The sequence below is a fragment of the Thioalkalivibrio sp. ALE14 genome, assembly GCF_000376845.1.
Taxonomy (GTDB): domain Bacteria; phylum Pseudomonadota; class Gammaproteobacteria; order Ectothiorhodospirales; family Ectothiorhodospiraceae; genus Thioalkalivibrio.
This window is the reverse complement of record NZ_AQXY01000019.1, coordinates 42,032-61,675: the sequence shown is the minus strand read 5'-3', so window position 1 is coordinate 61,675 and position 19,644 is coordinate 42,032. Positions and strand designations below refer to the sequence as shown.

General features: G+C 67.3%; 15 protein-coding genes and 1 tRNA gene. 6 read left to right on the top strand and 10 right to left on the bottom strand.

Translation table 11 applies throughout. The annotated features are described in order from the left end of the window. The 3 genes from F572_RS0102340 to F572_RS0102330 all read right to left on the bottom strand — a co-directional run. The coding region (locus F572_RS0102340) for a transposase (protein WP_026181382.1) at positions 1-228 on the bottom strand (228 nt) is incomplete at its 3' end. Positions 229-711: 483 nt separating this feature from the next. Further along, entirely contained in the window at positions 712-1,521 is an 810-nt protein-coding gene (locus F572_RS0102335; protein ID WP_017941587.1) for an OmpA family protein, read from the bottom strand. A gap of 4 nt (positions 1,522-1,525) precedes the next feature. Next, positions 1,526-2,362: a motility protein A gene (locus tag F572_RS0102330; protein WP_017941586.1), complete on the bottom strand. Its 837-nt coding sequence runs from the start codon at positions 2,360-2,362 to the stop codon at positions 1,526-1,528. Positions 2,363-2,488: 126 nt separating this feature from the next. Here F572_RS0102330 and F572_RS0102325 point away from each other — a divergent pair, with 126 nt between their 5' ends. The 4 genes from F572_RS0102325 to F572_RS0102310 all read left to right on the top strand — a co-directional run bounded on the left by F572_RS0102325 (position 2,489) and on the right by F572_RS0102310 (position 7,655). Next, entirely contained in the window at positions 2,489-3,079 is a 591-nt protein-coding gene (locus F572_RS0102325; protein ID WP_017941585.1) for a LemA family protein, read from the top strand. Between the two features lie 13 nt (positions 3,080-3,092). Next, on the top strand, positions 3,093-5,060 hold the full coding sequence (locus F572_RS0102320) for a M48 family metallopeptidase (RefSeq protein WP_017941584.1): 1,968 nt from the start codon (positions 3,093-3,095) through the stop codon (positions 5,058-5,060). A 56-nt stretch (positions 5,061-5,116) separates the two neighbouring features. Next, positions 5,117-5,203: transfer RNA gene (locus F572_RS0102315), tRNA-Leu, on the top strand. A gap of 199 nt (positions 5,204-5,402) precedes the next feature. Beyond that, positions 5,403-7,655 carry a diguanylate cyclase domain-containing protein gene (locus F572_RS0102310; RefSeq protein ID WP_038033955.1) on the top strand — a complete coding sequence of 751 codons (2,253 nt, stop codon included), beginning with the start codon at positions 5,403-5,405 and terminating at the stop codon, positions 7,653-7,655. Here the strand turns inward: F572_RS0102310 and mnmD are convergent. From mnmD to F572_RS0102290, 4 genes are all read right to left on the bottom strand, one after another. After that, on the bottom strand, positions 7,625-9,433 hold the full coding sequence (mnmD, locus tag F572_RS0102305; RefSeq protein WP_017941582.1) for a tRNA (5-methylaminomethyl-2-thiouridine)(34)-methyltransferase MnmD: 1,809 nt from the start codon (positions 9,431-9,433) through the stop codon (positions 7,625-7,627). The genes F572_RS0102310 and mnmD overlap by 31 nt on opposite strands. Before the next feature lie 136 nt (positions 9,434-9,569). Then, positions 9,570-11,078 carry a peptidoglycan DD-metalloendopeptidase family protein gene (locus F572_RS0102300; RefSeq protein WP_017941581.1) on the bottom strand — a complete coding sequence of 503 codons (1,509 nt, stop codon included), beginning with the start codon at positions 11,076-11,078 and terminating at the stop codon, positions 9,570-9,572. 99 nt (positions 11,079-11,177) lie between these two features. Next, positions 11,178-11,960 (bottom strand): ABC transporter permease, encoded by a 783-nt coding sequence (locus F572_RS0102295; protein WP_017941580.1) that lies wholly within the window; start codon positions 11,958-11,960, stop codon positions 11,178-11,180. Continuing rightward, positions 11,957-12,934: an ABC transporter ATP-binding protein gene (locus tag F572_RS0102290; protein WP_017941579.1), complete on the bottom strand. Its 978-nt coding sequence runs from the start codon at positions 12,932-12,934 to the stop codon at positions 11,957-11,959. Before F572_RS0102290 ends, F572_RS0102295 begins: the two co-directional genes overlap by 4 nt. A 104-nt stretch (positions 12,935-13,038) precedes the next feature. Between F572_RS0102290 and F572_RS0102285 the strand changes: the two genes are divergently transcribed. Further along, the gene (locus tag F572_RS0102285; RefSeq protein WP_017941578.1) at positions 13,039-14,424 is read left to right on the top strand and encodes a M17 family metallopeptidase; all 1,386 of its coding nucleotides are present in this window, start codon (positions 13,039-13,041) and stop codon (positions 14,422-14,424) included. Positions 14,425-14,483: 59 nt separating this feature from the next. Here the strand turns inward: F572_RS0102285 and F572_RS0102280 are convergent, their stop codons facing one another. Further along, complete coding sequence (locus tag F572_RS0102280; protein WP_026181387.1) at positions 14,484-15,911, bottom strand: Glu/Leu/Phe/Val dehydrogenase; 1,428 nt, start codon at positions 15,909-15,911, stop codon at positions 14,484-14,486. A 56-nt stretch (positions 15,912-15,967) separates the two neighbouring features. On the opposite strand from F572_RS0102280, the gene dusA reads away from it, so the two are divergent. Continuing rightward, positions 15,968-16,957 carry a tRNA dihydrouridine(20/20a) synthase DusA gene (dusA, locus tag F572_RS0102275; protein ID WP_017941576.1) on the top strand — a complete coding sequence of 330 codons (990 nt, stop codon included), beginning with the start codon at positions 15,968-15,970 and terminating at the stop codon, positions 16,955-16,957. Positions 16,958-16,980: 23 nt separating this feature from the next. On the opposite strand, the gene F572_RS0102270 is transcribed toward dusA, so the two are convergent. Then, the gene (locus tag F572_RS0102270) at positions 16,981-18,153 is read right to left on the bottom strand and encodes a JmjC domain-containing protein (protein ID WP_017941575.1); all 1,173 of its coding nucleotides are present in this window, start codon (positions 18,151-18,153) and stop codon (positions 16,981-16,983) included. Between the two features lie 13 nt (positions 18,154-18,166). Then, positions 18,167-19,534 carry an adenylosuccinate lyase gene (gene purB, locus F572_RS0102265; protein ID WP_017941574.1) on the bottom strand — a complete coding sequence of 456 codons (1,368 nt, stop codon included), beginning with the start codon at positions 19,532-19,534 and terminating at the stop codon, positions 18,167-18,169. Between the last annotated feature and the right edge of the window lie 110 nt (positions 19,535-19,644).

Here is a 19,644-nt window from a genome sequence, read left to right as displayed (position 1 = left end):
CTCCTCGCGCAGCCGCCGCAACTCCTGTTCCTGACCGTTCGAGGCCGGCTCAGTAACGGCTTCGCCGGCCGCCTTGCGCCGCGCCTCACGCTGCCAGCGGGACAGCATGCTCCGGTTGATCCCGAGCCGCCGGGCCGCCTCCGTGCAGCCATAGCCCTGGCTCTCGACCATCGCAATCGCGTTGGCCTTGAACTCCCGGCTGTATCGCGCTCGTCTCTGCTTGCTCACATTCACCTCCAGTTACCCATCTAGTGTGGCTTAACTGGGGTGTCCGCTGTCATTGGACCACTTCAGTGACTGCCGTGCAGTCACTCTGCGCGAGCGAGCCGCAACGCGGTGCGCGTGCCCGTTTTTGATCAACAACGGGCGGCCGATCCCCTTCGCTTATTAAATTGTGGGCTTGGTGCCCCAGGTTCCCCGATCCTGCGTTGCGCCCCGGATCCATCAAAAACGGGCGGGTAGAACCACTACCCGCTGCACAACGCGCCTGGTCTCGGAAAATCTGGGGTACCAACGCGAGCGTGTACATGAATCATGTGTTTCCTTAACCGTAATTTAGCAGCATCGCGCGCCCGAGGCTTGCCGGGAGCCGGACGCGTGGTGATCTGGATTAGCAACAGACGGTTCTCCGTAAGGGTCAAGGGCGTCTTCTCTGTAGCTTCGAGCGACCTCGGATGCGCGATGCCCCTGGTGTCGGGATGCGGGAAGTCGTCAGGGGGTATCCGCCTCGAGAACGAGTGAGACCCGGCGGTTTTCCGCTCGGCCGGCGGAGGTGTGGTTGGGGGCGACCGGCAGGGTGTCGGCACGTCCGACTGCGCGCAACTGGTCAGGCGCCACCCCACGGGTGACCAGGTAGCGCACGACGCCGCTGGCGCGCGCCGAGGACAGCTCCCAGTTGGACGGGAAACGTTCGGTCGCAATGGGGAGGTTGTCCGTGTGACCTTCCACGGTGATGGGGCCCGTATGATCCTCCAGGATGGGTAGAAGATCGTGAAGCAGTGCCTCGCCGTCCGGCCGCAGATCTGCCTGGGCGGTGCCGAACAGGATGTCATCGCGGATGCGCAGCTCCAGGCGCCCCGGTTGCTGGACCACGTCCACGCCTTCGGGGGCGCGGTCGCGCAGATCCTCGGTGCCGCGCCCCGATGGTGGCTCCGCGATGGTCCCCGTGGCGGCGGACTCGTCTACGGGGGCGTCTTCGAGGGCGGGTATACCCAGGAGCGAGGGGTGGACCAGGGGCTCGACCAGCGCGCTGCGGTCCGGGTGCGCCAGCGCGATGGGGCTGGCGGAGACGGCGCGCGGGTCGTCGTCGCGCGGGTCCATGAAGGTCAGCATGATCACGAAGATCACGATGACCAGGGTCAGCACGTCGAGATAGGTGAGGATCCAGGCGTGTTCGTCGTCGCGCTGGCGTTCCCCCGGGTAGGACCCAAGAAAGGCCTGCTCCGGGCGGGTGGCGGCATGCGCATCCATCTCCGCCTGCAGCGCGGCGCGTTCCGAGGTGGAGTAGGCGGGGCCGGGCATGGGGTCAGCGCCGCTCGGTGGATTCGCCCGGCTCGCCCGGATCGGCGGCTTCGTCCTCGCCGTTGGGGGGCACCTGGCGGATCTCGTCGGCGTGGTTCTCCATGAACGAGCGCAGGGTCTCGCGGATGTAACCGGGCGAGCGCCCCTTTCGCATCAGCATGATGCCTTCCAGCACCATGGTCATCAGCACGACCCGTTCCTCGGTCCGCCGCTCCAGCTTGATGGCGATGGGCCGGAACACGAGGTTGGCGAGCAGGATCCCGTAGAAGGTGGTGATCAGGGCGATGCCCAGATTCACCGCAATCACGGTGAAGTCGTCGCTCTCGGTGGTCAGCAGCAGGTTGATCAGGCCGATCAGGGTGCCCAGCATCCCGAAGGCCGGGGCGTAGGTGGCCATGGTACGAAACATCTGGGCATCGGCCTGCTCGCGGGCGCGCAGGCGGGCCATGCGCCAGTTCAGGAGGTCGGAGACATCGTCCATCGGCGTGTCGTCGATGACCAGCTGGATGCCGGTGCGCAGGAACGGGTTGCGGATCTGGTCCAGGCGATCCTGGATGCGCCGCAGGTTCTGGGAAAACCAGTAGCGCGAGACCTGCACGATCTCCTCCAGGTCCTGGCTGACGTCGTAGCGTTCCTCTCGGATTGCATTGGCACCGGCGCGAAACACCCGCATCACTTCGTGGAAGGGGTAGCTCATCAGTGTGGCCGCGATGGTGCCGCCGACCACGATCCCCAGCCCCGGCAGGTTCAGGAAGGCGTCGACGTCCTGCGAGGAGAACGCAATGACACTGCCGAACACCAGCAGGCTGCCGACGATTCCGAGCAGGGTAGAGAGGTTCATGTCAGATCCCGAGGATGGATTGGCGCAAGGATAAATCAGTGCGTCGGTTGCCGTCTTCGCCGGCTCGCCGGGGACCGGTCAGCCGGCGTACACTCGGCGCAGTCGAACGCAAAGGAGCGGGCCGCAATGGATATGACGTGGGTGGTGCTGGGGATACTGGTTCTGCTGGTGGTGTGGGGCGTGTGGACGTACAACCGTCTGGTGACGTCGCGCAATCGGTACAAGAACGCCTTTGCCCAGATCGACGTGCAGCTGACCCGCCGCTACGACCTGATCCCGAACCTGGTGAAGGTCGCCGAGCGCTACATGAGCCACGAACGCGACACCCTGGAGGCCGTGATCCAGGCGCGCAATCAGGCGCAGCAGAGCCTGCAGGAAGTGGCCGGAGATCCGACAAATGCGGAGGCCGTGCGCAAGCTGTCCAGTTCGGAGCAGGGCCTCTCCGGGGCTCTGGGACGACTGTTCGCGCTGTCCGAGAGCTATCCCGACCTGAAGGCCAACGAGAATATGATGCAGCTCTCCGAAGAGCTGACGAGCACCGAGAACCGAGTGGCCTACGCCCGTCAGGCCTTCAATGATGCGGTCATGCAGTACAATATTCTTGGTGAAATGTTCCCGAACAGCCTGATTGCCAACAACTTTGGCTTCCACCCGGCGCAACTGCTGGAGATCGAGGACCCGCAGAAGCGCGAGCCCGTGGAAGTGAACTTCTCCTGATCCGCGGGGCGCCATGAATTTCTTCGAGCATCAGGACCGGGCGCAGCGCCGGACTCGCTGGCTGCTGTTCCTGTTCGGCCTGGCGGTGCTGGCAATCGTGCTGGTGATGAACGCCATCGTGCTGGTTCTGTTCGGACAGGCCGAGCCGGTGGCCGCGGGCGAACCCTGGCTGACGCGGGATTTCCTGGTCCGCAACGTCGACGTGATGGTCTGGACCACCGTGCTGACGGTGGGGCTGATCGGGCTGGGCAGTCTCTACCGGACGCTGGGCCTGCGCGATGGCGGCGGGGCCGTCGCCCGCGAGCTCGGAGGCACCCGGGTGGACGGGGATACCCGCGATCCGTTGCGGCGGCGGCTGATGAACGTGGTGGAGGAGATTGCCATCGCCTCCGGCGTTCCGGTGCCCGAGGTCTACGTGCTGGAACAGGAGGCGGGCATCAACGCCTTCGCGGCCGGCTATTCGCCGGACGATGCCGCGATCGCGGTGACCCGCGGGGCACTGGAACAACTGGACCGTGACGAACTGCAAGGCGTGGTCGCCCACGAGTTTGGCCATGTGCTGAACGGCGACATGCGCCTGAACATTCGTCTGATGGGCATGCTGTTCGGGATCCTGGTGATGGCCCTGATCGGCCAGCGTGTGTTGTTCGCCATGCGCCTGTCGCGCAACAACCGCAACGCCGGGGGTATCGTCGCCGCGGGCCTGGCGTTGATGGTGGTGGGCTATATCGGCCTGTTCTTCGGGCGCTGGATCCGCGCCTCGGTCTCGCGCCAGCGGGAATACCTGGCCGATGCCTCGGCGGTGCAGTTCACCCGTCAGCCGGACGGCATTGCCGGCGCCCTGAAGAAGATCGGCGCCGGGCACACCGCGATGCGTGCGGATACCGAGGAGGTAGGACACATGCTGTTCGCCTCCGGCGCCCTGGGCCAGATGTTTGCGACCCATCCGCCGCTGGTACAGCGGATCCAGGCCATCGAGCCCGGGTTCGAGCCGGAAGAGCTGGAGACGGTCCGCGAACAGATGGAGCGGGATGCGCAAACCCGTCGTGCGGAGCAGGAGGCGCAGGTCGAGTCCGAGGCGCGTGACGGCGAAGATCCACGCGAGGCCGGCAGCATGTTCCTGCATCCGGAACGCCTGATGGAGAACATCGGTGATCCGGGGCTGGCGCAGATCCTCGGGGCCGGGCTGCTGGTGGCGGCGATGCCCGGCCCGCTGGAGCGCGCCGCACACTCCGACGCCTGGGGCGTGGAGGTGCTGTTGTATCTGTTGATCAGCGCCGATCCCGAGGTGCGGGACCATCAGCTGCTGCGCATCACCGCGAAGCGGGGCGCCGAGAGTGAATCCCGCGTCCGGACTCTGCTGGATGCTGTGCCCGAGCTGCGCCCGGATCTGCGCATCCCGCTGCTGGAGATGAGCTTCCCGGTTGTCCGCCACCGTCCGCGGGAGGAACGCCAGGCGCTGGGGGCGTTGATCGACGAGCTGATCCGGGCCGACGGGCGGGTGTCCGCCTTCGAATACGCCACCGGACGGCTCCTTCGGCGCCAGCTGCGCGACCTCGATCAGCCGTCGCGCACCCGCCCAGGTGGTCGCGAGCGCCTGGAGCGTCACGAGTCCCATGCGTGCGGCATCCTGGCCGTGCTTGCCCATCACGGTCATCCGGAAGACCCCGAAGGGGCGCGGGCGGCGCTGCGTGCGGGTGTTGTGGCCCTGGGGGTCGAGGGGCCCTCGGAGGATGCCATGGGTACGGCGCTTGAAGCGGCGGCCGACCCGCCGGCCTGGGCGGAAGGCGTGGATCGGGCGCTGGAGGCACTGGACGCACTGCGCCCGGCGGACAAGCAGCGTCTCGTCACCGCGATGCTCGCCACCATTACCCATGGCGGGCAGACGGTGATCGCGGAGGTCGAGTTGTTACGGGCCATCGCGGCATCCCTGCACGTGCCCTTGCCGGTCGCGGAAATGCCGGACGCAGAAGCGGGGTAGACCCCGCCGGCCGCGGGTGCGACGACCGGGTACGCACGGTATGATGCGACCGCTCCGGGGGCGTGGCGGAACTGGTAGACGCATCGGACTTAAAATCCGCTGGCCGCAAGGCCGTGCCGGTTCGACTCCGGCCGTCCCCACCAATCCTTCTCTCCTGTTGGTCGTGCCCTGCATGTAGGGCACGGCAAGCCGTACCGTGCTCTCCCTTGAGGAGCGGTGTGAAGCTCGCGGATCCGTGAGGTTTCCGTCAGGGCGCTGTCCGGGGCGCGGTTGATTGGTCGTTTCCGTTCGTCCGGCAATAGCGCATAGTAGAAGGCCCTGCGTCCCCCGAAAAGACCCGGCATGAGCTCATCCCCGGACACGACGGAAGAACCGGATTCCCGCGGCATTGCGTCTGCGACGCCGGTTCGTACCACGGAGCCCCATGTCAGCGGGCCGGTGGTCGCGGCGCTGGTTGCGGGCGTGTTTTTCGCGCTTCTTTTCCTGGTGATTGACCAGGGCTGGAAGCAGCAGATGGCCGAGCGCTACCAGCAGTCACTCGCGACCGAGGCGAACAGCCTGCGATCCCGCCTCGAGAGCGTATTGAACGCCTCCGTGCACGCGACGATCGGCCTTGCCGCCTACGCCTATGTCCACCCGGAGTTGAACGAGGACGAGTTCGCCCGGGCGGCGGAGCGGCTGTATCGCGGCCAGCCGGATCTGATCCTGTCCCTCACACTGGCACGTGGCGAGACCCTGGATCTGGTCTATCCGCGCGAGGGTAACGAGGCGGCCATTGGCCTGAACCTGGCCGCCCATCCCCAGCAGTCGGCGTCATTCCATCGGGTGTTGGAGAGCCGCGAGACGGTGGTCGCGGGGCCATGGCCGCTCGCTCAGGGTGGCCGGGGATTGCTGGTGCGGGCCCCTGTTCTGACCGAACCGGATGAGGATGCCGACGCGGCGAATCCCTGGAGCCTGTCGAGTATCGCGCTCGACTTCGACACCCTCCTGCGGCAGGCCGGCCTGGTCCCCGGGACGGCCCGACTGTCCGTCGCCCTGCGGGGCCGGGACGGAACCGGCGCGGAGGGGGAGGTTTTCTATAATCCCGACGCGCTCGACATATCCAGTGCACCGCTGGAGCTCGATGTGAACTTTGCCGGGGGGCGTTGGCAGATGCTGGCGCAGCCGGCCCCCAGTCCGTCCGCGACCAGCCGGCCGGCCGCATGGTGGGTCCTGGGGGCGGTCGGGCTTGTTGCAGTGAGTGGCTACACCTTCCGGGTGGGCCAGGGCATGCGCCAGCGTCGCGAGGCCCTCACGCGCTATCAGGCGCTGGTAAACCGGCTGGATGATGCGACGCTGGTGGTGGCCGGGCGACGCATCCTGTGGGCCAATCCCGCGTTCACACGCATGACGGGCATGTCGCCGGCACCCGGGGAGACCCTGGCCGCACTGGACGTCATCCACCCGGACGACCGCGTGCACCTGCCGCCCGGACTCGACTTTGCGCGCCCGGATGTGCGCGAAGAGCCCATGGGGCGCGAGATTCGCGTGCAGACGGCGGACGGAGCCCAGCGTTTCCACCTGCTCCGCTGGGTTTCGATCGACTGGAACGGCCAATGGGCCTGTCTGCTGAGCTTTGTCGATGTGCACGAGAATCGCATGCTGTTTAACGCGCTCAGCGAAGCCCGCGATCTGCAGGACGCCCTGTTCGAGGCAATGCCGGGCGATGCCCTGGTTATCGACGAGGCCGGGCTGATACGGCGGCAGTTCGGCGATGGGCGCCGCGGCCGCGATCCGAATGCGACGGCTGTGGGGCACACGCTGGACGAGTTGTTGCCGGGGGAAGTGGCGGAGCGGTTCGCCGGGATCGTGCAACGCTCGCTGCAGGAAGGACGCATGCAGGAGATCCAGTACCGCCTGCAGGCGAATCCGTTTCATGGCGGGAAGAACGAGGCCGCAGGCGAGGCCACGCGTTGGTACGAGGCGCGGGTCCGGCCGATTCACACGCCGTTCGAGGGTTCCGCCGCTGTGGTCTGGCATGCGCTGGATGTCACCGAGCGAAAGGAACTGGAGGATCGCATGCAGGCGCTCGCCTGGGAGGATCCACTGACCGGTACGGCTAACCGGGCGGCGCTGGATCGCGCGTTTCCGCGCCTGGCGGCCCGGGCGGATCGTCTGGAGGGCCAGTTAGCCCTGCTGTTCATTGATCTGGACCGCTTCAAGCCGGTGAACGACGAGTATGGTCATGCAGTGGGGGACGAGCTGTTGCGGCTGCTCGCTCGGCGTTTGACGGGCAGCCTGCGCCCTGATGACCTGCTGGTTCGCCTGGGCGGCGATGAATTCATCGTACTGAGCGCGCCATTGAACCGGCCGGAGGAGGCCGCGGGCCTGGTCGAGCGTCTCCAGGCGGCGTTCCGCGAGCCATTCGAGCTGCATCCCGGTCACATGGATCCGGTCGAGCAGAGCCTTTCCTGCAGTATTGGCGTCGCGTTCTATCCGCGTGATGGCCGCCGGCTCGCGGATCTGATGATGGCTGCGGACCATGCGATGTACCGCGTGAAGGCGGCCGGCCGCAACGATGTGGCCTATGCCTCGCCTGAGGCGCCCGGGGTCTGATCCGTGAACCGGCCCGGACTGAATCGCGCCGCGGTTCCGGCCTCCAACGGTTCGACGAGCCCCAGCAGATGGTCGGCCAGCCACTCGGCAGCCAGCGGGGCGTACAGCAGTCCCCGTGACCCGTGCGCAAGGTTCAGCTGGACCCGGCCCCCTGCGTCCATGCGGCTGGGGCCCACCAGGGGGAGCCGGTCGCGTACCACGGCCCGCTCGCCGGCCCAGTGGTCGAGCACCTGGACGGTGTCCGGGGCTTCCAGCCCGGGCACCCAGGCGAGGTGGCGCAGGTTCGCGGCGTCGTCCTCGGCCAGGATGGAGCCTTCCTGCCGGACCCCGGGGCTGGCCGTTCGGCGATAGGTGGCGCCGATCCACGCGGTCCCGTCGGCCGCCGGGATACAGTACCCCTGGCCCGTGGCCACGAATCCGCCCCAGTCGGGCAACGCGGCCTGCACCCGGGTCATCTGCCCCGTGACGGTTGCGATGCCGGCCTGTTCCGGGCACAGGGGTAGGCCCGGCCCGGCGGCATTCGCGAGCACCACGGCGTCGAAGGTCTCGCTGCCGGTATCGGTTTGCAGCTGGACACCGTCGGTGTCTCCGGACAGCTGGATCCCGGTGACGGCTTCCTGGCGGATCGCCGGGAGGCCCCTCGCGAGTGCGCGGCACAGGGCGCCCATATCCACGGCCAGTCCATCGGAGTAATACAGGTGAGGCGCATCGGCACACCGGGGCCCCTCGGGGTCGAACAACAGCCCGGTCGCCTCGCGCCCGGCCTTGCGCAGCCGTGTGACGCGCTTCTGGCCGTGGGCGCTGATGCCATGGAAGGCGACCCCGGAGGCCAGGCGGAGCGTCTTGCCCGTGGTGACTTCCATCGCCGCGATCAGCTCGCGCGACTGGCGCATGCCGGCAACCGCCAGTCGGTTGAGTTCGGCATCCCGTGGATGCAGGTTCGGCAGCAGAACGGCCGCGGGATTGCCCGAGGCGCCCCCGCCGGCCCCGGCCGGATCGAACAAGGCCGTGTGGACCCCGCGTCGATGCAGGGCGTGGGCCGTGGCCAGGCCGGCCAGCCCCGCGCCCACGACGGCGACGCGGCGGGGTGCCGGCGTCGCCGGGGCCGGGGGTTCTGCACAAGGCCCCTCCAGGGTGCCCGTCAGACGCTCGCGCTTGCGCCCGTGGCCCGGCACGCGCTGGACTGAGAAACCGACGCCTTCCAGATCCCGCCGTACCTGTCCCGCGGCCGTGTAGGTCCCGAAGGTCGCGCCGGGCGCGGACAGCCGGGCGATCTGCCGGAACACCCCCGTGTTCCACAATGCGGGATTGCTGCGCGGTGCGAAGCCGTCCAGGAACCACGCATCGATCCGCCCGCGGACCCGGGCCAGAAGCGGTGCCGCATCGCCCAGTCCGAGCGTGAGGACGGCACGCCCGCCCGGGAACTCGATTCGATGCAGACCCGGGACCGGCGGTGGGTATTGCTCGCGCAGGGCACGACTGTCGGCGTCGTCCAGTCCGAGGTGCTGGTGAAGCGTTGCGAGATCCTCGGGGGAGAGGGGATGGGCCTCCAGACTCAGGAGCGAGAGGAAGGCGTCGGGTGGTGCGTGGCGGCGCCACTGTGCCAGGGCCAGCAGGAGGTTCAGGCCGCTGCCGAAGCCCGTTTCGCCGATCGCGAAATGGCGCCGGCCGGAAAAGCGATCCGGTAGCCCATTCGCTTCGATGAAGACGTCCTGTACCTCGGCGCGCGGGTTATCCGAGCCGAAATAGCCGTCCCCGTAGTCGATGGCAAAGGGCATGCCGTCACGCCATTCAAGGCGTGCCCAGTCGAGCAGCGGGCGCGATGGAGAGTCAGCAACCACGAATCAAAGGAGCGCCGGCGATGCGGATGGGCTCCGTACCGCCGGCGGCCGGATCGGCAAGCGCGTCAGTGATTCAACGCGACAGTTCGTCGAAGGGGGTGAAGGCCACCTGCTGGTTGCGAAGCCCGTGGTCCAGCTGCGCCAGCAGGGTCTGGCTGATGGACTTGAAGTGGTCGAGTTCGTCGCCTTCCAGGGCATCGCTTTCCGGAAGCTCCACGCGCATCGGGTTCTGCGGCCGGTTGTTCACGTGGATCTCGTAATGCAGGTGGGGCCCGGTGCTGCGGCCGGTGTTGCCGGACAGGGCGATACGGTCACCGCGCTCCACGGTCTGCCCGGGGCGTACCAGCTGTCGTTGCAGATGCAGGTAGCGCGTGGAGTATCCCTGGCCGTGCTCGATCACGATGAAGCGCCCGGCGTAGGGATGGTTCTCGACCCGGGTCACGCGGCCATCGGCCGGAGCCAGGACCGGGGTCCCCACCGGCATGGCGAAATCCGTCCCGTGGTGAGGCGCGACACGGCCGGTAACCGGGTGGCGTCGCCGCGGGTTGAAGCTGGAGCTGATGCGGTAATTGCCGGCAAACGGGCGCCGGTCAAAAGGCGGCAGCAGGCTCTCGCCCTCGGGGGTATAGAATCGTCCGTTCACGTTGCGCGCCGCCCGGATCTCGATGCGTTCGCCGGCGTAGTCGAAGGCGAGCAGGCGCAGATTGTGCGGGGTGTCGTCGCCGACCAGGGTTTCCTGTTCCACCAGAAGGGTGAACTGGTCTCCGGTGCGGGCGTGGGTGCGCACCGGGAGGTAGCGGTCCAGCAGCACGGCCAGGGCGTTGGCCGCACTCGGGGAGATATCCGCCCGCTCGCTCAGCGCGGAGGCAATATTGCCGTCGATCTCGGCGTTGATGATCAGGTGGCTGACCTCGCGGCCATTCTCGACCTCGCCGCGCTCGAAATCCCAGCCGTCGGCCTCGCGGATCCATTCGTGGCCGCTGGCACGGTCGGTCCACAGGCGCATGCGGGTCAGGTAACCCTCGTCGTCGACCTGCCATTCGATCTCCTGACCGGGGCGCACGCGGTTGAGGATCGAGGCATTGTCATCGTCGTCCAGCAGGCGGTAGAGGGTTGCCAGGGGCAGTTCCCATTCGCGTTCCCACAGCCCGGTCAGGCGCTCGCCCTTCTGGAGGGTATGGCTGTGCCAGTCGGTTTCCGGGGATTCCGCCTCGGCGGCGGTCTCCGTGTCGCCGTCGAGGTCGAAGGTTTCATAGGAGGTCGGGGCTTCCGCGTCCGGATCGATGGGGGCATCGTCGTAGCCAGCGCCCGGGTCATCCAGCATATCGGTGGCGAATGCGACGGTCTGGGCACTGGCATCGAACGACGCGGCCGGCACCGGGCTGATCGAAGCGCCGCCGGCTGGGTGGTCGGCACGCACCAGAGACAGTTTGCCGTCAGGGAGCGGGTTGCCGGCACCGATCTGGAGCGGCTGGGAGGTTTCGGCAGGCTGGGAGGCGAGCAGGAGGCTGGTCCCCACCAGGATGGCGAGTCCGGCGGTGCCCGCCAGAAAGAAATGCGATGTCTTTCTGCTGTAACCCATATGGCCCTTGCCCCGGAGAGTTTTCGCTTTATACCACGTTTTTTCGGGCAATAAACACCGTCAGCCAGCGCGCGCGGGCCGTTTCGCCGCCAAGGTTCCTCAGGATCGAATCCCGACTCCACGATTGAGAAGCACCAGGGCGGTGCCGTAGAGGACGGCGATGAAGCCGGCGATGATCGCAAACGACATGGCGATCGGGAAGTCGCTGTGACCCAGGCTGCCGTAGCGGAAGGCGTCGACCATGTAGAGGATCGGATTCAGCATGGAGACCCCTTGCCAGAACTCCGGCAGCAGGCTGATGGAGTAGAACACTCCACCCAGGTAGGTCAGCGGCGTAAGCACGAATGTGGGGACGATCGCGATATCGTCGAAGGTGCGGGCGAACACGCCGTTGATCAGGCCGGCAAGGGCGAACAGGATCGAGGTCATCAGCACGATGACCAGCATCACCAGCGGGTTGTGAATGCTGAGCGGACTGAAGAACAGCGAGACCAGCAGCACCGCAACCCCCACCGACAGGCCGCGGGCCACGCCGCCGAAGATGAATCCGAGGATAATCACGCTGTTGGGGATGGGCGAGACCAGCAGCTCCTCGATGTGGCGCTGGAACTTGGAACCGAAGAACGACGACACCACGTTGGAATAGCTGTTGGTGATCACCGCCAGCATGATCAGGCCGGGCACGATGAAGTCCATGTAGCGGTAGCCTTCCATCTCCCCGATGCGCTCGCCGATCAGGCCGCCGAAGATGATGAAGTACAGCGCGGTGGTGATTACCGGGGGCAGGACCGTCTGCACCCAGATGCGGGCGAAGCGCAGGACCTCCTTGGTGACGATGGTGCGGAAGGCGGTCCAGTAGTGATGCAGGTGGGTGCTGCTCATGCCTGGTTCTCCGGCTGCTCGCTGGCGCCGCTGGCACCCGGTGTGAGGTGACTGGGGCTCTGGCCGTTGCGGGTCATGCGGATGAACAGTTCCTCCAGGCGGTTGGACTTGTTGCGCATGCTCTGCACGCGGATCCCGGCCTGATCCAGCACCCGGAACAGGTCGTTCAGGTGCTGACCGCTGCGGATATCCGCCTCCAGCGTCAGTTCGTCGACCTGGCGCAGGACCACCGGTGCATCCTCCGGGATGCCCGGGGGCGGTTCGCTGAGATCCAGCACCATGGTCTCGGTCTCGAGCTTGGCCAGCAGCTGCTTCATCGTGGTGTTCTCGATGATCCCGCCGTCATCGATGATTGCGATGTTGCGACAAAGCGTCTCCGCCTCCTCGAGATAGTGCGTGGTCAGGATGATGCTGCGCCCGTCGGTGTTGATCCGGGTGAGGAAGTCCCACATGGAGCGGCGCAGTTCGATATCGACGCCGGCGGTGGGTTCGTCGAGGATCAGCAGCCGCGGTTCGTGGACCAGGGCACGCGCGATCATCAGCCGCCGCTTCATGCCGCCGGAGAGCGTGCGCGCCATGTCCTTGCGCTTCTCCCACAGGCCCAGTTCGTTCAAGTAATGCTCGCAGCGCTCCCAGGCCTCGCGCCGCGGGATGCCGTAGTAACCGGCCTGGTTGACCACAATCTCGCCGATCGGCTCGAAGTTGTTGAAGTTGAACTCCTGCGGGACCAGGCCGATGGAGCGTTTGACCGCCTGCAGGTCGGTGTCCAGGTCGTGGCCGAAGACCTTGACCGTGCCGGCCGTCTTGTTGATCAGCGAGGTGATGATCCCGATGGTCGTGGACTTGCCGGCCCCGTTGGGGCCCAGCAGGGCAAAGAAGCTGCCCGGTGCCACCTCCAGGTCGATCCCCTTGAGGGCCTCGAACCCGTTCTTGTAGGTCTTCTTCAGCCCGCGGATTTCCAGCGCTGGCGTCATCATCACATCCTGTACTGTTCGGCGTTTTCCGGGGTTAGAGCGATCCCGGCGGGTCGACAAGGTGCGTATTATGGGGGCTTTGCATCGTTGTAGAGGAAAGCCGCGTGGATTCTGTTTTTGTTGCGTCGTCGGACACCGCCATTCCGCTGATCCCGGTCAGCCGCGAATCCCTCCCGGGTCGCCTGGAGAGCGCCCCGGCCAGCTGGCGCAACTGGGTTGACACCTCCGGGTTCGAGGCGGACCCAGGCGCCACGTTGCGGATTCCCAACCCCGAGGGCGGGCTCGAGGCCGTGCTGGCCGGCTTTGACGCGGAGACGCCGATCTGGATGCTCGCCGGCGCGGCGGAGTCTCTGGGTACCGGGGACTATCGCCTGGAAACGGATTTCCTGCCCCCCGACGTGCAGAACCTCGCGGCGATCGGCTGGGGTCTGGGGCGGTACCGCTTCGATCGTTATCGCGAGGCGCAGGAACGCGCACCCCGGCTGGTCTGGCCGGAAGGCGCGGATCCGGCCCGGGTGCAGGCGTTCGTCGACTCCATTGGCCTGACCCGTGACCTGATCAATACCCCGGCGGCGGATATGATGCCGGCCAACCTGGCGTTGAAGGCCCGGGAGCTGGCCGAGGAATTCGGCTGCAGCCTGCACGTGGTCAGCGACAGCGACAAGCTGGAACAGGACTTCCCCTGCATCCACGCGGTGGGCGCGGCGAGCCACCATGGTTCAAGGGTCATCGAGCTGACCTGGGGCCCGCCGGACGCGGCCTCGCTGGTGTTGGTGGGCAAGGGCGTGTGCTTCGATTCCGGCGGGCTGAACCTCAAGCCCGGCAATTCCATGCGGCAGATGAAGAAGGACATGGGCGGGGCCGCTATCGTGCTGGGGCTTGCGCGCCTGATCATGGCGCAGAACCTTCCGGTCCGGCTGACCGTGCTGGTCGGCGCGGTGGAGAACGCCATTGGCGCCGGGGCCTTCCGGCCCGGGGACATCCTGCCTGCGCGCAACGGCAAACGGATCGAGATCGACAACACCGATGCCGAGGGGCGCCTGGTGCTGGCCGACCTGCTGGACCGGGCGGGATCGTTCCACCCGGATCTGCTGGTCGATTTCGCCACGCTTACCGGGGCTGCGCGGGTGGCCGTGGGCACCGAGATCAGCGCCTGCCTGACCGAGGACGAGGGCTGGGCCCGGGCGCTGGTGGAACCAGCGCGCGAATGGGACGATCCGGTCTGTCAGCTGCCGCTGCACACGCCGTACCGCTACATGCTGGACAGCGACGTGGCGGACATCGCGAACAGCTCCAGCGGCGGCTACGCGGGCGCCATCACGGCCGGTCTGTTCCTGAAGGAGTTTGTCCCCGAAGGCGCGACGTGGATGCACTTCGACATCATGGCCTTCAACGAGCGCGCGCGTCCGGGACGGCCCAAGGGCGGCGAGGCCATGGGGCTGCGGGCGCTGTTCGCGGCGCTGGAGTCGCGCTACGGGCAGGCCGGGTAGGAGGCCGGCCAGGGGAGAGGGATTCCCCCTCGCGCCCCTTCGCTCGCTGCAGGGCAGGCTCAGATCAGCTTGAGGTCGCTGCGGGCGCGGATGATCTTGCGCAGGGCGATCAGGTAGGCCGCGGTGCGGTAGTCGAGTACCTCGCCATTGCTCTCCACTTCGCGCACCTCGTGCATCTCGCGGAAGGCCTCGCGCATGGTGTCCTCGAGGCCCGAACGGACCAGGTCGATCTCCTCGGCCCCGCGCACGACGGCATCGCGAATCCATTCCGGGATGCTCGAGTTGGTCATCATCTCGATGGCCGTCACGATGTGCTGGCCCTGGGACTGGTCGTAGCGCCGCTCCAGGCGCCCGAAGCGCATGTGGGAAAGGTTCCGCACCCACTCGAAGTAGGAGACGACGACGCCGCCGGCGTTGACGTAGACATCCGGCAGGATCGTGACGCCGCGGGTCCGCAGGGCCAGGTCGGCCTCCCAGGTACAGGGGCCGTTGGCGGCCTCGGCGATCAGGCGGGCCTGGATACGGTCGGCATTGTCGCGGTGGATGGCCCCTTCCAGCGCGGCGGGGATCAGGATGTCGCAATCGCGTTCCATGATGCGGTTGCCATCGCGCACGAACTCGACCCCCGCAAAGCCCTCCATGGTGCCGCTGCGGCGGACGTAGTCGTGCAGCGCCTCAACATCGATCCCGTCTTCGGAATACACCCCGCCATCGCTCTTGATGACGCCGACAATCTTCGCGTGGTCGTCGTGCTGCAGGAAGCGTGCGGCGTAGTAGCCCACGTTGCCAAACCCCTGGATGATGATGCGCTGGTCGCCCAGGCCGCCCTTGAAACCGGCCTCGCGGGCCGCCGAGCCTTCGCGGAAGAAGGCCTGAAGTGCATACTGCACGCCGCGCCCGGTCGCCTCGAGGCGACCGACGATTCCCCCCAGCTCGACCGGCTTGCCGGTGACCGAGGCGGCATGGTCCAGGTCCTCCGGGTGGCGCTCGCGATAGGTCTCCATGATCCAGGCCATTTCGCGCTGCGAGGTCCCGACATCCGGGGCGGGCACGTTCTGGGCCGGGCTGATGTAGTCGCGCTGGATCAGTTCGTGGGCGAAACGCCGGGTGATGCGTTCCATCTCCCATTCGTCGTATTTCTGCGGGTCGATCCGCAGCCCGCCCTTGGAACCGCCGAAGGGGATATCCACGATGGCGCACTTGTAGGTCATCAGGGCCGCCAGTGCCTCGGCGTGTTCCTGGTCCATGGTCGCGGAAAAGCGCAGCCCGCCCTTGGACGGCATCCGATGCGAGGAGTGCACCGCCCGCCAGCCGCTGAATACTTCGATGCGGTCGCGAAAACGGATCGGAAAGCTCACCTGAATGACGGAATCACAGGTCTTCAGCGCCGCCCGGGCCCCCTCGGGCAGCTCAAGGTACGCCATGGCCCGGTCGACCATGTGTGAGACACTATCAAGAAAGGTTTCAGGGACTTCGCTTTCCGACATGATGGCAATCCTTTCTGGTGTGGCCATGCCGCCCGCAAGGCATGGAGGCTTCGCTGATGAGTGACGCGGGATCCGCTCCCGACCCGCGGTTTTCGGTGGCACCGATGATGGACTGGACGGACACGTGGTGTCGCCGGTTCCATCGGCTGCTGACCCGGCGGGCATTGTTGTACACCGAGATGGTGCATGCCAATGCGGTGATTCATGGCGATCGCGACCGGTTGCTGGGGTATGCGCCGGTGGAGCACCCGCTGGCCCTGCAACTGGGCGGTTCCGAACCGGCCACGTTGGCCGGCGCCGCCCGGATCGCGGCCGAGCGCGGCTACGACGAGATCAACCTGAACGTTGGCTGCCCTTCCGACCGCGTGCAGTCGGGCGCCTTCGGCGCCTGCCTGATGGCACAGCCGGGCCTGGTCGCCGATTGCGTCGCGGCGATGCAGCAGGCCGTGGATGTCCCGGTCACCGTCAAGCACCGGATCGGCATTGATGACCAGGATTCCGAGGGCGATCTGCATGCCTTCGTGGAACGCGTGGCGGCGGCCGGTTGCCGGCACTTCGTGGTGCATGCGCGAAAGGCCTGGCTGCAGGGTTTGAGCCCCAAGGACAATCGCGACGTCCCGCCTCTGGACTACCAGCGCGTGTACCGCCTGAAGGCGGAATTCCCGGACCTGACCATCGTGCTGAACGGTGGACTGGACGATGTGCCCGGCGCCCGCAGCCATCTGGAACACGTGGATGGCGTGATGTTCGGCCGCAAGGCCTATCACGAGCCCTGGAGCCTGGCCGCGGTCGATCGACTGTATTTCGGCGCAGCGCAGGATCCCACTCGCGAGGCGGTGCTGGACGGCATCCTGGCGCTGGCGGAACAGATGCGCCGCGACGGCGTTCCGCTGGCGCGCCTTACCCGTCACATCCTGGGGCTGTTCCACGGCGAGCCCGGGGCTCGCCGGTGGCGCCGTATCCTGACCGAGGGCACCCACCAGCCGGACGCCGGGCCGGAATTGATCGAGCAGGCGGCGCAGGCCTGTCTGCCCCGGGCGGCCTGACGGCCCCCGCCGGGCGCGCCCGGTTAGTCGGCCGGGTCGTCCGGCGCGAGCCAGCCGGCCTCCAGCCCGTCCGCGAGGACCTGCCGGATCGCGGGGATCGCCTCCTCCCACTCCGCGATGCTGAGCGTGTCGGCGTCACAGAAGGCCTCGAGCACCTCGGGTGCGACGGCCTGTGCCGGATAGTCCGTGCCGGCGATGCACAGCACCGGACCGTCCGGACCGCGGAACCATGCGCGCCGCACGCCCGGATGAACGATGAACCGGGTCGCCGGGGTCGCGCGGGCCGCCAGCGACGGGTCATCCGGGGCCAGTTCCACGTTGCCCGCCGGGCGGGTCAGGAAGCGGCCCAGATAGGCGTCCAGGTCATGGTCCTCGGCAGCGAGCAGCGCCCGCAGCGCCTCGCGCAGCTCGCCCCGGTCCGCCGCCGGGATCTCGGCCGCGTGCGCTGCCGGGTGCCGCCCGGGGTCCTCGAAACGCGCCTGGTCGCCGATCACGTTGGCGCGTTCCTCGAGAAAGCCGGTCAGGACATCGAGCATGGTCGGGGCCCGGAAGCCGACCGACCAGGTCATGCACGCCACGTCCAGGGACATGCCGTAATGCGGCAGGCCGGGCGGCAGGTAGAGCAGGTCGCCGGGTCCCAGTTCCCAGGTCTCGGTGGGCTCGAATGCCTGCAGGATGGCCAGCGGCAGGTCGTCGTGGCACGCCAGGGATCCCGGCGGGTCCTGGATCTGCCAGCGGCGCCGCCCGGCGGCCTGGAACAGGAAGACGTCGTACTGGTCCACATGCGGGCCGACCGATCCGCCGGGCGGGGCATAGGAGATCATCAGGTCGTCCCGGCGCCAGCGCGGGACGAAGTCGAAGCGTGCGAGGAACTCCGGCCCCCCGGGCCAGAAGCGTTCCACATCGGTGACTAGCAGCGTCCAGTCATGCTCGGGCAGCTCGCCCAGGCGCTCGGCATCGAAGGGCCCGTACTCGACATCCCAGTCCTGGCGATCGACATGACCGCTGACGATACGGCTGGCGGCGTCGGCATCGGTCGCCAGCCCGGCGAGGTCGTCGGGCTCGATCGGGTTGTCGAAGCCGGGGATGGCGCCGCGCACCAGCAGCGGGCGCTGCTGCCAGTAGTCGCGCAGGAACTCGGCGGGGGTGAGGCCGCCGAGCAGGGCGAGCGGTTGGTTCGGGTCCGGGGCCGCCATGCCGCGCGCCGGATCAGATGTCGCGCGCGAGTCGGTCGGCGATGCCCGTATAGGTGCCCGGCGTCAGCTCGCGCAGGCGGGCACGGGCCTCTTCGGGGATCTCCAGGCTGTCGATGAAGGCCGCCAGCGCCTCGGGGGTGATCCGCTGTCCGCGGGTCAGTTCCTTGAGCTTTTCGTAGGGCGACTCGATCCCGTAGCGGCGCATGACGGTCTGTACCGCCTCGCCGAGGACTTCCCAGTTCTGGTTCAGGTCTTCCGCCAGGCGCCCGGGTTCGATCTCCAGTTTGCCGAGACCGCGACCAAAGGCCTTGTAGGCGATCTGTGACCAGGCGAAGGCGATGCCGATGTTACGCAGCACGGTCGAGTCGGTCAGGTCGCGCTGGAAGCGCGAGACCGGCACCTTGCTCGCCAGGTGGTCGAACAGGGCATTGGCCAGACCGAGATTGCCTTCGGCGTTTTCGAAGTCGATCGGGTTGACCTTGTGCGGCATGGTCGAGGAGCCGACTTCACCGGCCACGACCTTCTGCTTGAAATAGCCGAGCGATATATAGCCCCAGATGTCGCGCGACGCATCCAGCAGGATGGTGTTCGCGCGCATGAAGGCGTGGAACAGCTCGGCGAGGAAGTCGTGCGGCTCGATCTGGGTGGTATGGGTATTCGGCTGCAGGCCCAGGCCCTCGATCATGCGGCGCGACAGGGCGGGCCAGTCGACTTCGGGGTAGGCAATGGAATGGGCGTTGAAGTTGCCGACCGCCCCGTTGATCTTGCCGCGACAGGCCACCCCGGCGATCTCGTCGCGCTGGCGCTCCAGGCGTGCGACCACGTTGGCCAGTTCCTTGCCCATGGTGGTGGGGGAGGCCGGCTGGCCGTGGGTGCGCGCGAGCATCGGCTGTTCGGCGAAGCGGCCGGACAGTTCGCGCAGCGGGGCGAGCACGGCATCCAGGGCCGGCAGCATCACCATGTCACGGGCCTCGCGGACCATTACGCCATAGGCGAGGTTGTTGATGTCCTCGGAGGTGCAGGCGAAGTGCACGAACTCGATCTGGCTCTGCAGGTCGCCGCGGTCCGCCATCTGTTCCTTGATGTAGTACTCGATCGCCTTCACGTCGTGGTTCGTGGTCGCCTCGATCTCCTTCACGCGCGCCCCGGCCACTTCGTCGAAGCCGAAGGCGATCTCGTCGAGGAAGGCGCCGGCCTCGTCGGTCAGCGCCGGGACCTCGGGGATGGCCGGTTCGGCGGCCAGGGCCTTGAGCCAGGCGATCTCCACCCGCACGCGGGCCTGCATCAGGCCCTGTTCGGAGAAGTAGGGGGCCAGGTCGCGGGTATGACGGGCGTAGCGGCCGTCGACGGGGCTGATCGCGGTCAGGGGGCTCAGGGACATGGGAATTCCGGGGTCGGGTTCGGGACAGGCGGCGCAGTATACTAAGGCGTTCAGGTGCAATACAGCGTCCGCCGGGCCAGCATGGTCCCACGGGCCGGCGGAGCGGACAT